We start from the raw sequence: 14,918 nt of genomic DNA on the forward strand, positions 1-14,918 counted from the left end.
GGTCGATGTCACTGTGGTGCCTCGACCCTAGCCGGGGGGACGCGTAACGCGCCCCGCATTCCCGGAGACAAACGGGGGAGGGGTTCGCCCGCCGCACACGACCGAGGAGTGTCATGACCGTGGGAAATTCGGTAGTCCGTTCGGCGGTGGTGGGTTCGGTTGCGGCCGTAGCACTGTTCGGCGCGCCCGCTGCCGCCGTTGCGGAGACGGAGACGCTGACACCCACGTTCACGATCGGGCACGGCCTGTACCCCGGCGACGTCAGCATCTGCGGCGGCCGGATCGAGGCGCGTTCCTCGTCCGACTACCCGGAGCCGCACGGACCGAACTACATAGTGCTGAGTGCCTATTTCGTCGGCACGTCGAGGGTCTGCCTGGTCGACGGAACCCTGCGCTGGCGCAATCTCGACACCGGCGCCTCCGGAACGACGCAATGGGCACTCAGCGGATGGGACGGTCCGGGAGCGCCGACAGCCGTCTACTTCGATCCGGGGGCGGGCCGGGTCGGTGTCGAGATCATCCCGAGCACCCCGAACATTGCGGGTGGCGGCGAGTTCACGGTGTCCTGAACCAGGCGGGCGCCTAGGCGAAGGCGTTGTCCAGCCACGACTTCCACGCGTCCTGCGACTTCTCCTGGTCGGCACCCGCGGCGAACAGGTGGTGCGCCGCATCGACGGTTCCGCCGAATGCGTTGCGGCCGTAGAACCGGTACAGCGCGTCGGCGGTCCGGATGCCGATGAAGTGCGGCGTCAGGTAGTCGACGACGCCGTCCACCGTGCCGAATCCGGGGACGTCGACGGTGACGGTGTCGCCGGCGGTCGACGTGTCGGACAGGCCGAGCGCGCCGCGGAGCGTGGCCATCGCGCCGGGATCGGCGGAGGCCTCCGGGCCGCCGGTCGCGATGTAGGTGGCCGCGCGGCCCGCGAAGTACCGGACGTACTGGCCGAGGCTGTGCAGGTAGAACGTGGTGTGCTTGTCGGCGCCGTCGTACTGGGCGTCCCAGTCGTCGGTGAAGATGCCGCTGTGCACGTAGCGCAGCGCCGCGGTGCCGCCGTCGCGCGCCTCGATGAGGTACTCGAGCGCGTTGAACCAGCCGTCCGGGCCCTCCTGGCGGACCGCGAACTTCTGCGGCGGCTCCCACGCGACGACGGCCGGGTCGTCCGGCCCCTCGCTGCCGACCCCGGGATCGAGGTGGGTGGGGAACATCCACCCGCCGGTGCCGGTGGTGACGGCGGCGAACACCTCCTCGGGGGTGGCGGTCAGGACGACTTCGCGGCGGATCTCGAAATTCTTCGACATGGCTAGCTCTCCTCGTGACGGGTGTCGGGTGACTTCGCTTGCGCGGAAGGCGTTTTCAGGCTGGGGTGCAGTGCGACGACGAGGCGGTGCCTGCGTCCGTTCGGGGCCTTCTCGTCGTGGTATCGGGACACCAGGTTCTTCACGGACTCACCGAGTTCGTCGGCGAAGGCCGAGCGGTCGGCGGCCGACGCGAACCGGATCTCGCTGTCGATCGCGTAGGTGGCCAGCGGCTGACGCGCCGCGGTGGCGCCGGCGATCAACTCGCCGACCTCACGCACCAGTCGCGCGGCCAGTGCCACCAGCCAGCGGGCCGATAGTTGGTCGGGTGAGCGGTCGGGGTCGGGGGCGAGGGCCGCGAACGCGGCGGGGGAGATCACGTACGACGCCGCGGTGGCCTGGAAGACGCGTTCGGTGACGTTCCCCTTCCTGCGTTCCTCGACGAGTTCGACGAGTCCGTGCTCCTCGAGCGCCCGCAGGTGGTAGTTGGCCTTCTGCCGTGTCAATCCGACCGTCGCGGCGACGGAACTCGCCGAACCGGGCTCGGCGAGCGTCGCCAGCAACCGGGCCCGGACCGGGTCCAGGGAGATCTCGGCGGCGGCTGCTTGATCGATCACTGCTACGTCCAGCATGCGTCCACTGTTCCACCGACAAATAGTTCTGTCAAGACAAAAATATTTGTCGGAGGAACGGATGGTCAGCGCAGTGCGGGTGGGTTGTTCAGATCGCGCGCGGAGTAGGTGTCGCAGGCCTGCACCTGACCGGTCCGGTAGCCGGTGGCGAACCATTTCTGGCGCTGCTGCGAGGAGCCGTGCGTCCAGCCCTCCGGATTCACCCGGGCGCCCGCAGACTGCTGGATCCGATCGTCGCCGACCGAGGAGGCGGCGGACAGGGCGTCGTCGATGTCGGTGTCGGTGAGGGTGTTCAGGAACGGTGGTCCGCCGTCGGGGCCGGGGAGGGTATCGGCGTAGTGGGCCCACACGCCCGCGTAGCAGTCGGCCTGCAGTTCGGTCCGCACCGCGGCCGAGTCGGCGCCCCGCGGGTCGGCCTGAGCTCGTCCGATGTCGCCGAGCTGGTTCTGGATGTGGTGGCCGAACTCGTGCGCCACGACGTACTCCTGCGCCAGCGGGCCGCCGCTGGACCCGAAGCGGTCGACGAGGAGCTGGAAGAAACTGGTGTCGAAGTACGCCGTCGAGTCGGCCGGGCAGTAGAACGGCCCGACGTCGCTGGTCGCGTTGCCGCAGCCGGTGTTGACGGAACCCGAGAACAGCACGACCTCCGGTGGCACGTACGCGGTGCCGGTCTGCTGGGCGAGTTCCTGCCCCCACACGGAGTCGAGGCTTCCCGCCGTGAACACCACCCGGCAGTTCACGTCGCGGTTGGCGTCGGCGCCGGTCTCGCATCCTTCGAGGCCGGCGGAACTCTGAGCGGAGGAGTCGGTGGTGCCGCTGAGACCGCCGAGCAGTGAACCGGGATCGCCGCCGAGCAGCAGCGCCAGAACCAGCACGATAAGACCGCCGGCGCCGCCGCCCATTGCGAACTTGCCGCCGAGGCCGCCGCCGCCCCCACCTCCGGTCGACACCCGGCCGGAGTCCATTCGGGCGCCCTCGTTGAAGGTCATGTGTCTTCGCTTTCTCTGCAGTTTTTACGGTGCGTGCCGATCGAGCCTCGCACGTGAAGCGGGTATGCGTTTCCGCTCACGCACGGTGTCTCCGTAGGATCTCAGCCAACGAAGTAGCTTGCCCCATGTTTCGAAAGGAATCCCGTGCTGCGCACACATCTCGCCGGTTCATTGCGAGCCGAGCAGGCCCAGCAGACCGTAACCCTCACCGGTTGGGTTGCCAGGCGTCGTGATCACGGCGGGGTGATCTTCATCGATCTACGTGACGCGTCGGGCGTGTCCCAGGTGGTGTTCCGTGAGGGCGCCGCCGCCGAGCAGGCCCACCGCCTGCGCGCCGAGTACTGCGTCAAGGTCACCGGTGTGGTCGAGGTGCGTCCCGAGGGCAACCAGAACTTCGAGATCCCGACCGGTGCGATCGAGGTCAACGTCACCGAGCTCGAGGTCCTCAACGAGAGCGCGCCGCTGCCGTTCCAGCTGGACGACCAGGCCGGCGAGGAAGCACGCCTGAAGTACCGCTACCTGGACCTGCGCCGCGAGGGCCCCGGTCATGCGATCCGGTTGCGGTCCAAGGTCAACGCCGCGGCCCGCGCCGTGCTCGCGCACCACGAGTTCGTCGAGGTCGAGACGCCCACGTTGACGCGGTCGACGCCGGAGGGCGCCCGCGACTTCCTGGTCCCCGCGCGCCTGCAGCCGGGCAGCTTCTACGCGTTGCCGCAGAGCCCGCAGCTGTTCAAGCAGCTGCTCATGGTCGGTGGCATCGAACGCTACTACCAGATCGCGCGCTGCTACCGCGACGAGGACTTCCGCGCGGACCGCCAGCCCGAGTTCACGCAGCTCGACATCGAGATGAGCTTCGTCAACCAGGACGACGTCATCCTCCTCGCCGAGGAGGTGCTGACCTCGCTGTGGAAGCTGGTCGGGCACGAGATCAAGACGCCGATCGCGCGGATGACGTACGCCGAGGCGATGCGCCGCTACGGTTCCGACAAGCCGGACCTGCGCTTCGGTGTCGAACTGGTCGAGTGCGCCGAGTTCTTCACGGACACCACGTTCCGCGTCTTCCAGCAGGAGTACGTCGGCGCGGTGGTCATGCCCGGTGGTGCGAGCCAGCCGCGTAAGCAGCTCGACGCCTGGCAGGAATGGGCGAAGCAGCGCGGGGCGAAGGGCCTGGCGTACGTGCTCGTCGGCGAGGACGGCACCCTCGGCGGACCGGTGGCCAAGAACCTCACCGACGCCGAACGTGACGGCCTGGCCGCGCACGTCGGCGCGAAGCCCGGCGACTGCATCTTCTTCGCCGCCGGCGCCACCAAGTCCTCCCGCGCGCTGCTCGGCGCCGCCCGCGGCGAGATCGCCCGTAAGCAGAACCTCATCGACCCGGACGCGTGGGCGTTCGTGTGGATCGTCGACGCACCGCTGTTCGAGCCGACCGCGGACGCCACCGCGAGCGGCGACGTCGCGCTCGGCTACAGCGCCTGGACGGCGGTGCACCACGCGTTCACCTCCCCGAAGCCGGAGTCGATCGACACGTTCGACACCGACCCGGGTTCCGCGCTGGCGTACGCCTACGACATCGTCTGCAACGGCAACGAGATCGGCGGCGGCAGTATTCGTATCCACCGCAAGGACATTCAGGAGCGGGTGTTCAAGGTGATGGGCATCTCCCACGAGGAGGCCGAGGAGAAGTTCGGGTTCCTCCTCGACGCGTTCGCGTTCGGGGCGCCGCCGCACGGCGGTATCGCGTTCGGCTGGGACCGCATCACCGCCCTGCTGGCCGGGGTCGATTCGATCCGCGAGGTCATCGCGTTCCCGAAGTCGGGCGGCGGTGTCGATCCGCTGACCAGTGCGCCGGCGCCGATCACCGCGCAGCAGCGCAAGGAATCGGGCGTCGACGCCAAGCCGGAGCCGAAGGGCGACGCCGCCGCGGCGAAGCCGCAGGTATCCGCCGAGAAGTAGGCGGGCCCGCCGGCGAACTCCGCCGGCGGACCCGAACGACCGGACCACGCGGAACAGCCGGGGGACACGATGTTGCACGTGCGAGTGATCTGTCCGGCCGAGCGCACCGAGGACGTCCTCGGTGTGCTCGCCGCGGAACCCGGCGCCACCCACGTGGTGGTGCTGCGACAGGCGGCGATCGACCCCGCCGGCGACGCGATCCAGACCGACGTCGCCCGTGAGGCGGCGAACGACGTGATCGATGCGCTCGAGGCGCTGGGAATCGATCGCACCGGCGCGATCACGGTGGAGCCCGTGGAGACGGTGCTGTCGAAGTCCGCGCGCCAGGCCGAGAAGGCGGCCCCGGGCGATCCCGCGGACAGCGTCGTCTGGGAGGAATTGGTCAGCCGCACGCGCGAGGAGTCGACGCTGAACTTTACGTTCCTCGCGTTCCTCACCATCGCCTGCCTGCTGGCGGCGGTGGGGGTGGTGACCGACTCGCCGATCACCGTCGTCGGGGCCATGGTGGTGGGACCGGAGTTCGGCCCCCTCGCCGCGCTCGCCGTCGCCCTGATGCGGCGCAAGCTCGGGCTGGCCCGGCGGTCGCTGATCGCCCTGCTGCTCGGATTCCCGTTCGCAATGGTGGCGACGCTGGTCGCGACGCTGCTGATGGAGCGGGTCGGGTGGATGGAGTTCGAGAGCATCGAGTCCCTCGACCAGGTCGATTTCATCTACCGGGTCGGGCCGCTGTCGCTGATCGTCGCGCTGCTCGCCGGTGCGGCGGGCATGCTCGCGCTCGTGTCCGCGAAGTCGGCGGCACTCGTCGGCGTCTTCATCTCCGTCACCACCGTTCCCGCGGCCGGTTTCGCGGTCGTCGCGGTCACCGTGGGCGAGTGGCGCGTCGCGGCCCTGGCGGCACTGCAACTCGGGGTCAACATGGTGGGCATCGTCGTCGCCGGCGTCCTGGTCCTGGCGCTGCGGCTGCGCAGCGGCGGCGATCCCCGCCGGTTGCTCGAGCAGGCACGCAGGCAACGATCCGTGGCGCAGCGGCGGAGGGCCTGATGAGCGTCTCACCGCACGACGGCGCGGGCTACGACGAATTGTTCGACGACGACGGCGGCCTCCGGGAACCGTGGGCGGAGCTGGCCCGCGACTTCACGGACGGCGGGCCGGACTCCGTCCGCCGCCTGCAGGCCCGCATCCGGCTCCTCGTCGACAACCACGGGATCACCTACAACCCCCTCGACGGTTCGGACGCGCCGACCGCGCCGCCGCGGTGGGAGATCGATGCCGTCCCGCTGATCGTCGCCGCCGAGGAGTGGGAGCCGCTGGCGGCGGGCCTCGTGCAGCGCTCCCGGCTTCTCGACGCGGTACTCGCGGACCTGTACGGGCCGATGACGCTCGTCCGGAGCGGCGCCGTCCCGGCCCGCACGGTGTTCGGGCACCCGGGCTACGTCCGTGCGGCACACGGCATCACGGTGCCGGGCCGCCACCAGCTGTTCCTGCACGGACTCGACGTCGGCCGCGGGGCGGACGGCACGTTCCACGCGCTGCGCGACCACACGCAGTCGCCGGCAGGCGCCGGATACGCGATGGCGGACCGCCGTGTCATCGCACGGGCGATGCCGGGCATCTACGAGACGGTCGGACCGCGCCCGCTGTCCTCGTTCGCGCAGTCGATGCGGCTGGCGGCGATCGACGCCGCCCCCGCTGGCACCGAGGACCCGCTCGTCGTCGTCCTCAGCCCCCGCACCCGCTCCGAGGCTGCGTTCGATCAGGCGTATCTGGCGACGGTCCTGGGCTTCCCGCTCGTGGAGAGCGCCGACCTGGTGGTCCGCGACGGCCACGTGTGGATGCGGTCCCTCGGCAGTCTGGAACGCGTCGACGTCATCGTGCGGCGGGTCGACGCCGACCTCGCCGACCCCCTCGACCTGCGCCCCGGCTCCCGGTCCGGGGTGGTCGGACTCGTCGAGGTGCTACGGCGGGGCGCGGTGACCGTCGTCAACACCCTCGGCAGCGGAATCCTCGAGAACCCCGCCCTCACCCGCTTGCTTCCGGGCCTGTGCCGCCGGCTGCTGGACGAGGATCTGCTGTTGCCGTCGGTTCCGAGTTTCTGGGGCGGCGACCGGTCCGAGCTGTCGCACATCCTCGCGAACGCCTCGTCGATGGTGCTGCGCGCGGTGCACGGGGGTTCGCCGATCGTGCCCGCCGACCTGGGTGACGCCGACCGGGACACCCTGCTGGACCGGGTGCGGGCCGAGCCCGAGCGGTGGGTCGGGCAGATCGTCCCGGACCCGTCGTACGCGCCCGCCGCCGGTGGATCCGGGGACGTCGTGCTCGCACCGGTCGGGATGCGGCTGTTCAGCGTCGCGCAGCAGGTGGGATTCACCCCGATGGCCGGCGGTCTCGGCACGTCCCTCGTTCCCGGGGCCGAGCGCGGGGACCGCCGCCACGCCGGCGCGAAGGACGTCTGGATCCGGCTGGCGCAGCGAACCGCGTCCACGGACCCGGGCGACGGCGCCGAGCGGGACGGGGAGGCCCTGCCCACGTATGCGGCGACGACGTCCGACCTGATGACGTCGCCGCGCGCGCTGACCGAACTGTTCTGGATGGGCCGGTTCGCCGAGCGCGCCGAGGGCGCGGCCCGGCTGATGATCGCCGTGGGGGAGAAATACCGCGACTACCGACTGCGACCGTGGCTGGCGGGCGGCGGCAGCCTCCCGATCCTGCTGACCACGGTCCTGCGGGTCGCCGACGCAGGGAACCACCCGGAGGGGCGCGATCCCGGCGCCGACCCGGGCCCGGATCCGGTCACCGACCAGCGGCGGGTGCGCTCCGAGTTCCGCTCACTGACGGCGGACCCCGACCGGGAGGGGTCGCTCGCCCACGCGGTGCGCGGCGTCGAGCAGGCCGCGCGGGCCGTCCGCGGGCAACTGTCGGGCGACATCTGGGCCGTCCTCAGCTCCGTCGAGCGCACCCTCGGACAAGTCGCGTCCGACACCATCGACGACGGGTCCGCGCTGTTCGAGGCGCAGTCCGCGGTGCTCGGCGGCATGCTCGCCCTGTCCGGGGTCGCCGCGGAGTCGCTGGTTCGCGACACCGGCTGGCATGTCATGGACATCGGCAAACGGATCGAGCGGGCATCGACCCTGATCGCGCTGGTCGACTCCACCCTCGGTCGGCAGACGGATCCCGCGACCGAACGGGCGGTGATCGAATCGCTCCTCCTCGCCACCGAGAGCTCCGTGGTCTACCGCCGCCGCAACCGCGGTATCCGCCCGGCGGCCGTCGCCGAGTTGCTGCTGTTCGACGTGAAGAACCCGCGGTCGCTGGCGTTCCAACTGGAGGCGCTGCGCACGAATCTGGCCGCACTCCCGGACGCCTCGGGGGCGTCCCGCGCGGAGCGGCTCGTCGAGGACATGGTCAACACCGTGCGGCGTGTCGACCCCGTCCGACTCGAATCGGTCGACGCGGGCGGGTCCCGGAAGGAGCTGGGTGAGCTGACGACCACGATGCGCGCACTGCTGAGCGAACTGTCCGACGTGATGCTGAAAGGTCAGCTGTCACTGCCCGGCGGCACCCAGCCGCTGTGGGGCAGCGCCACCTCGTGGAGCGCCTCCCCGGGCGGAGTGTCCGCATGACCGGCACGACGCCCGGGACGGACCCGGCAGCGGAACGTCCCGTTCTGCGCAGATACACGATCACCCACCGCACGACGTACACGTACTCGGGCCCGGTGACCTCGTCGTACGGCCGGGGGTACCTCCTGCCGCGCGACACCGAGGACCAGCGGTGCGTCGGTTCCGTCGTCGAGATCACGCCGCCGCCCGCCGACCGCTCCACCGGGTCGGACGTGTACGGCAACCGGGACCTGTACTTCCAGGTGAGCACGCCGCACGAGGAACTCGTGGTGGCGGCCGAATCCGAGATCGAGGTCTACGGACCGGACACGTCCAGGCTCACCGTGGCACCGGCGAACGCGCCGTGGGAGCTGTCCCGGCCGGTGGGCACCGAGGGCGCGATGGCGCAGGAGTTCGTGCTCGACCTCGACCCGCCCGAGATCGGCGACGCGGTCCGCGAGTACGCGGCGCCGAGTTTCCCGCCGGAACGGCCCCTCGTCGACGCAGTGGTCGACCTCACGACCCGCATCCACCGCGACTTCCGGTACAAGTCGGGGTCCACGTCGGTTTCGACGCGGGTGGCGGAGGTACTGGAGAAGCGGTCGGGGGTGTGCCAGGACTTCGCCCGGCTCGCCATCGCCTGCCTGCGCTCGCGCGGACTCGCGGCCCGGTACGTGTCCGGGTACCTGGCGACGCAGCCGCCGCCCGGCAAGGAACGGATGATCGGCGTCGACGCGACACACGCCTGGGCCGCGGTGTGGATGCCGGGGGAGCGGTGGCTGGCCTTCGACCCCACCAACGACCAGCTCGTCGACGAGCGGTACACCGTGGTCGCGTGGGGCCGGGACTACGCCGACGTGCCGCCGCTGCGCGGTGTCATATACACAGAGGCACGAAACAGCACCATTGCGGTGTCGGTTGACGTGGCGCCGATGGAAGTACTCGCACCGGATCAGCCGAAATGCTGAAATTCATCGGGGCTTCCGGAGGAGGACTCGATGATCCGTGTCACTAGCAGGTAAGTTGGTCCGCGATGACTGCAATACTGGCAGACCCCGTTTCAGAGGTAGTTGCCGCAGCCGAGAAGCTGCTCACCCGTCGCACAGGGGCACCCGTGACACTGGTGGATCCCGTGGATCTCGGCGGTAGTGGCCGCACCATCGTGCTCCGTGTGCGGGTGGCGGAGAATCCGTTCTCCCTTCCCCGGACGTTGGTGATCAAGCAGGTCCGCGAGGAGTCCGGTGTGTCCGGCGCGCGGGCCGTCGATCCCGACGACCTGTCCGGCGACAGCCGCAGCGCCTTCCTCCGCGAGGCCGTCTCGTACCAGTTCGCCACGGCGCTGGCGACGGACAGCCGCCCCGGAGCCGAACTGCTCGCCTCCGACCTCGAGGCCCGGCTCCTCGTGCTCAGCGACCTCGGGGACGCCACCCCGATCAGCGCGCTGCTCGAGCACTCCGACTCCGACACCGTCACCAACACTCTGATGGCCATGGCCCAGGCGCTCGGCCGCATGCACGCGGCCACCGTGGGCCGCGAAGAAGACTTCACCGCGCTGCTGCGCCGCGCCGAGGTGGCGCACTGCGACGACACCGTGGCCGAGCAGGTCGAGCGTGCGGTGCCCGCCGTGCCCGGTCTGCTGTCCGACATCCTCCGCGTCGACGTCTCGCCGGAGCTGACCGAACAGGTGGCGCGGGCCGCGAAGCTGTTCGAGAGCGGCCGGTTCCGGGCGTTCAGCCCGTCCGACCTGTGCCCCGACAACATCATCGTCAACGGCGAGGGCGTCCGGTTCCTCGACTACGAGTGGGGCGGTTTCCGCGACGCGATGCTCGACATCGCGTACGCGCTGGTGTCGTTCCCGGGCTGCCTGTGCAGCATCGAACTGTCCGAAGACCGCACCCAGGCGATGATCGAGGCCTGGCGTGCGGAGGTCGTGGGGATGTGGCCGGCGCTCGCCGACGACAACGTGCTCGCCGCCCGCATGGTCGAGGCGCAACTGATCTGGGTGTGGCTCAGCACCTACCTGTTCCTGCCGGACAACCACACACGGATCGCCGCCGTCCGCGAGCATCACCTGTCGGTGCCGCGGTCCGAGGCGCTCACCCAGCGCTGGGACAAGCTGGCCCGCTCGGCCGATCACGCGGGGAACACGGTGGTCGCACACCACGCCCGCGTCATCGCCGACAAGATCCGGGGACTGTCCGTCGGCTGACCCGCGGTCCGGCCGGACTGGGTCGGACGATGCGGGTTCCAGTAGCGTCGAACTTGTGAGCGATCTTTTCGGTTCGGATGTCGGCGAGGACGAGTCGGCGGGCCTGTTCGAGACGGCGCGGCCGGACGAGGCGGCGCCGCCGCGCCCGGTTCCCGGCCCGGTCCCGGTCGACCACCGCGCACCGCTCGCCGTGCGCATGCGTCCCCGCACGCTCGGCGAGGTGGTCGGGCAGCAGCATCTCCTCGGCCCCGGCGCGCCGCTACGGCGCCTGGTGGAAGGGTCGGGAGCGGCGTCGGTGCTGCTGTACGGGCCGCCCGGCACCGGCAAGACCACGCTGGCGTCGCTGATCTCCGGTGCCACCGGGCGCCGCTTCGAGGCGCTGTCCGCCCTGTCCGCCGGCGTGAAGGAAGTGCGTGGCGTCATCGAACTGGCCCGCCGCCGGCTCCTGGCGGGCGAGCAGACGGTGCTGTTCATCGACGAGGTGCACCGCTTCTCCAAGACCCAGCAGGACGCATTGTTGGCGGCGGTCGAGAACCGGATCGTGCTACTGGTGGCCGCCACCACCGAGAATCCGTCGTTCTCGGTGGTGTCCCCGCTGCTGTCCCGCTCCCTGGTCCTGCAACTGCAGTCGCTGACGGCGGACGACATCGAGAACCTCCTGGAGCGGGCGCGCACCGACGAGCGGGGTCTCGGCGGGGACATCGAGATCGCCGGCGACGCGATGGACCATCTGGTGCGCCTCGCGGCCGGTGACGCCCGGCGCGCGCTCACCGCGCTCGAGGCGGCGGCGGGCGCGGCGCTCGACCAGGCCGGTGACGCGGACCGCCCGGTGCTGCTGGACCTCGCGACGGTGGAGGCGAGCGTCGACAAGGCGGCCGTCCGCTACGACCGCGACGGCGACCAGCACTACGACGTGATCAGTGCGTTCATCAAGTCGATCCGCGGCTCGGACGTCGACGCCGCCCTGCACTATCTGGCGCGGATGCTGACCGCGGGCGAGGACCCCCGCTTCATCGCGCGGCGGCTGGTCGTCCACGCCAGCGAGGACATCGGGATGGCCGACCCCACCGCGCTGCAGACCGCGACCGCCGCCGCGCAGGCGGTGCAGCTGATCGGGATGCCGGAGGCCCGCCTCGCCCTCGCGCAGGCCACCATCCACCTCGCGACCGCGCCGAAGTCGGGCGCCGTCATCGCCGCGCTCGGCGCCGCCATGGCGGACGTCGCGGCGGGAAACGCCGGGCTCGTCCCGCCGCACCTGCGCGACGGCCACTACGCGGGGGCGGCCAAGCTCGGCAACGCCGTCGGCTACCGGTATCCCCACGACCACCCGGACGGGGTACTGGCACAGCAGTATCCGCCCGACGAGCTCGTCGGCGTCGACTACTACCAGCCGACCACGCACGGCGGCGAGCGTGACATCGCGGGGCGTGTGGACAAGCTGCGCGCCATCGTCCGCGGCACGAACCGTCAGGGGGGCCGGTTAAGCTGAATGTTGCCGAACCGCCGGGTGTGCCCCGCCACCCGGCGACCGTAGTTGCCCTCGAGACAGACAATAAGGATCACTGACGTGCAGACCCACGAGATTCGCCGGCGCTTCCTCGACCATTTCGTCAAGGCGGCCCACACCGAGGTACCCAGCGCCTCGCTGATTCTCGATGATCCGAACCTGCTGTTCGTCAATGCGGGCATGGTGCAGTTCGTGCCGTTCTTCCTCGGCCAGCAGACTCCGCCGTACCCCAGGGCGACCAGCGTCCAGAAGTGTGTGCGCACCCTCGACATCGAGAATGTGGGCATCACCACTCGGCACAACACGTTCTTCCAGATGGCCGGAAACTTCTCCTTCGGCGACTACTTCAAGCGCGACGCGATCAAGCATGCGTGGGCGCTGCTGACGTCGAGCGTCGACGACGGCGGCTACGGATTCGACCCGGAGCGGATCTGGGTGACGGTCTACCTCGACGACGACGAGGCGCGCGACATCTGGCGCGACGAGGTCGGCGTTCCCGAGACCCGGATCCAGCGCCGCGGCATGGCCGACAACTACTGGTCCATGGGCATCCCCGGCCCGTGCGGCCCGTGCTCGGAGATCTACTTCGACCGCGGCCCCGAATTCGGTGCGGAGGGCGGCCCCGAGGCCGACGAGGACCGCTACATCGAGATCTGGAATCTCGTGTTCATGCAGAACGAGCGTGGTCTCGGAATCAGCAAGGACAACTTCGAGATTCTCGGGCCGCTGCCGAAACAGAACATCGACACCGGCATGGGCGTCGAGCGGGTCGCGTTCCTGCTCCAGGGCGTCGACAACGTGTACGAGACCGATCTCGTGCGCCCGGTCATCGCGAAGGCCGAGGAGCTGTCGGGCCGCAAGTACGGCGTCGACCACGACGACGACGTGCGGTTCCGGGTGATCGCCGACCACGCGCGCACCGCCGCGATGCTCATCGCCGACGGCGTGAACCCCGGCAACGACGGCCGCGGCTACGTCCTGCGCCGCCTGCTCCGGCGCATCGTCCGCTCCGCGAAGCTGCTCGGCGCCGACAAGCCCAGCATGCGGGAATTCATCACCGTCGTCCGCGACACGATGGCGCCCTCGTACCCGGTCCTCGACACCGACTTCGGTCGCATCGAGACCGTCGCCGTGGGGGAGGAGGCCGCGTTCCTCAAGACCCTCACGTCCGGTTCCAAGCTCTTCGAAGGCGCCGCCGAATCGGTGAAGGCGTCCGGCAAGTCGACGATCGGCGGCGAACAGGCGTTCGCGCTGCACGACACGTACGGCTTCCCGATCGACCTGACCCTGGAGATGGCGGCCGAGGCCGGTCTGACCGTCGACGAGGAGGGCTTCCGCGCGCTGATGGCCGAACAGCGGCAGCGCGCGAAGGACGACGCCCAGGCGCGCAAGCACGCGCACGCCGACCTGACCATCTACAAGGAACTCCTCGACCGCGGACCCACCGAGTTCACCGGATTCCACGAATTGGTCTCCGAGGCACACGTTCTCGCGCTGATCTCGCAGGGGCAGCGCGTCCCCGTCGCGACGGCGGGGCAGGACGTCGAGGTGATCCTCGACCGCAGCCCCCTGTACGCGGAGGCGGGCGGCCAGATCGCCGACCTCGGCACCCTCACCGGTCCGGGGCTCCGCGTCAAGGTCAACGACGTCCAGAAGATCGCCAAGAAGCTGTGGGTCCACAAGGTGACCGTGCAGGACGGGCAGATCACCGAGGGTGACGTCGTGCTCGCGCAGGTCGACGCCGCGTGGCGCAAGGGCGCCACCCAGGGGCACTCCGGCACGCACATGGTGCACGCCGCGTTGCGACAGGTGCTCGGCCCCAACGCCGTTCAGGCCGGCTCGCTGAACAAGCCGGGCTACCTGCGGTTCGACTTCTCCTGGCAGGGTGCGCTGACGGAAGCGCAGAAGCAGGACATCGAGGTCGTCGCGAACGAAGCGGTGGCCGCCGACTACTCCGTGAACACGTTCGTCACCGACCTCGACAAGGCGAAGTCGATGGGCGCGATGGCGTTATTCGGCGAGAACTACGGCGACGAGGTGCGGGTCGTCGAGATCGGCGGACCGTTTTCGATGGAACTGTGCGGTGGAACCCACGTGGGCAGCTCCTCGCAGATCGGTAACGTCACCCTGCTCGGTGAGCAGTCCGTCGGCTCCGGCGTGCGCCGCGTCGAGGCCTACGTCGGGCTCGACTCGTACCGCTACCTGGCCAAGGAGCGGGCGCTGCTCGCCGGGTTGTCGTCTTCGCTGAAGGTGCCCTCGGAAGAGGTGCCCGCCCGCGTCGAGGCCCTGGTCGAGCGACTCCGGGTGGCGGAGAAGGAACTCGAACAGACCCGCGCGCAGGCGGTGCTCGCGTCGGCGGGCACGTTCGTCGACAAGGCCGAGCGTGTCGGGCCGGTGCTCCTGGTCGCGGACTCCGCCCCGGCCGGTGTCGGCGGCAACGACTTGCGCGGGCTCGTCACGGACATCCGCGGCCGGTTCGGCACCCAGCCCGCCGTCGTCGTGCTGCTCGGTGACGTCGACGGCAAGGTGCCGTTCGTGGTGGCCGTGAGCAAGGCCGCACAGGAACTCGGCCTGTCGGCCGGCGACCTCGTGAAGGAGTTCGGTCCGAAGATCGGCGGCCGCGGCGGCGGAAAGGCCGACATGGCACAGGGTTCGGGTTCGGACACCAGCGGAATTGCGGCCGCCCTCGGCGCGGTCCGGGGACAAGTCGCGGACAAGGTGGGGAGCCGGTAA

The 14,918-nt window shown here is 70.2% G+C and carries 11 protein-coding genes; 8 read left to right on the forward strand and 3 right to left on the reverse strand.

Features of this window, described 5'->3' with window-relative positions:
- Positions 1-113: 113 nt before the first annotated feature.
- Entirely contained in the window at positions 114-569 is a 456-nt protein-coding gene (locus ROP_RS34320) for a hypothetical protein (protein WP_015890583.1), read from the forward strand.
- A gap of 13 nt (positions 570-582) precedes the next feature.
- Here ROP_RS34320 and ROP_RS34325 read toward each other — a convergent pair whose 3' ends face one another.
- From ROP_RS34325 to ROP_RS34335, 3 genes are all read right to left on the reverse strand, one after another.
- Positions 583-1,299 carry an SRPBCC family protein gene (locus tag ROP_RS34325; RefSeq protein WP_015890584.1) on the reverse strand — a complete coding sequence of 239 codons (717 nt, stop codon included), beginning with the start codon at positions 1,297-1,299 and terminating at the stop codon, positions 583-585.
- Between the two features lie 2 nt (positions 1,300-1,301).
- Positions 1,302-1,928, reverse strand: coding sequence for an ArsR/SmtB family transcription factor (locus ROP_RS34330; RefSeq protein ID WP_015890585.1), 627 nt, complete (start codon positions 1,926-1,928; stop codon positions 1,302-1,304).
- Between the two features lie 65 nt (positions 1,929-1,993).
- On the reverse strand, positions 1,994-2,917 hold the full coding sequence (locus ROP_RS34335) for a KPN_02809 family neutral zinc metallopeptidase (RefSeq protein WP_015890586.1): 924 nt from the start codon (positions 2,915-2,917) through the stop codon (positions 1,994-1,996).
- A 144-nt stretch (positions 2,918-3,061) separates the two neighbouring features.
- On the opposite strand from ROP_RS34335, the gene aspS reads away from it, so the two are divergent.
- From aspS to alaS, 7 genes are all read left to right on the forward strand, one after another.
- Complete coding sequence (gene aspS / locus ROP_RS34340; protein ID WP_015890587.1) at positions 3,062-4,870, forward strand: aspartate--tRNA ligase; 1,809 nt, start codon at positions 3,062-3,064, stop codon at positions 4,868-4,870.
- A 69-nt stretch (positions 4,871-4,939) separates the two neighbouring features.
- Positions 4,940-5,911, forward strand: coding sequence for a DUF389 domain-containing protein (locus tag ROP_RS34345; protein ID WP_015890588.1), 972 nt, complete (start codon positions 4,940-4,942; stop codon positions 5,909-5,911).
- Positions 5,911-8,490 carry a circularly permuted type 2 ATP-grasp protein gene (locus ROP_RS34350; protein ID WP_015890589.1) on the forward strand — a complete coding sequence of 860 codons (2,580 nt, stop codon included), beginning with the start codon at positions 5,911-5,913 and terminating at the stop codon, positions 8,488-8,490. The genes ROP_RS34345 and ROP_RS34350 overlap by 1 nt, the downstream gene beginning before the upstream one ends.
- Positions 8,487-9,437: a transglutaminase family protein gene (locus ROP_RS34355; protein WP_015890590.1), complete on the forward strand. Its 951-nt coding sequence runs from the start codon at positions 8,487-8,489 to the stop codon at positions 9,435-9,437. Before ROP_RS34350 ends, ROP_RS34355 begins: the two co-directional genes overlap by 4 nt.
- A gap of 65 nt (positions 9,438-9,502) precedes the next feature.
- Positions 9,503-10,678 carry a phosphotransferase family protein gene (locus ROP_RS34360; protein ID WP_015890591.1) on the forward strand — a complete coding sequence of 392 codons (1,176 nt, stop codon included), beginning with the start codon at positions 9,503-9,505 and terminating at the stop codon, positions 10,676-10,678.
- 55 nt (positions 10,679-10,733) lie between these two features.
- Positions 10,734-12,167 (forward strand): replication-associated recombination protein A, encoded by a 1,434-nt coding sequence (locus ROP_RS34365; protein ID WP_015890592.1) that lies wholly within the window; start codon positions 10,734-10,736, stop codon positions 12,165-12,167.
- Positions 12,168-12,245: 78 nt separating this feature from the next.
- Positions 12,246-14,918 carry an alanine--tRNA ligase gene (gene alaS / locus ROP_RS34370; RefSeq protein ID WP_015890593.1) on the forward strand — a complete coding sequence of 891 codons (2,673 nt, stop codon included), beginning with the start codon at positions 12,246-12,248 and terminating at the stop codon, positions 14,916-14,918.

Origin of the sequence: Rhodococcus opacus B4 (assembly GCF_000010805.1) — a bacterium.
Taxonomy (GTDB): domain Bacteria; phylum Actinomycetota; class Actinomycetes; order Mycobacteriales; family Mycobacteriaceae; genus Rhodococcus_F; species Rhodococcus_F opacus_C.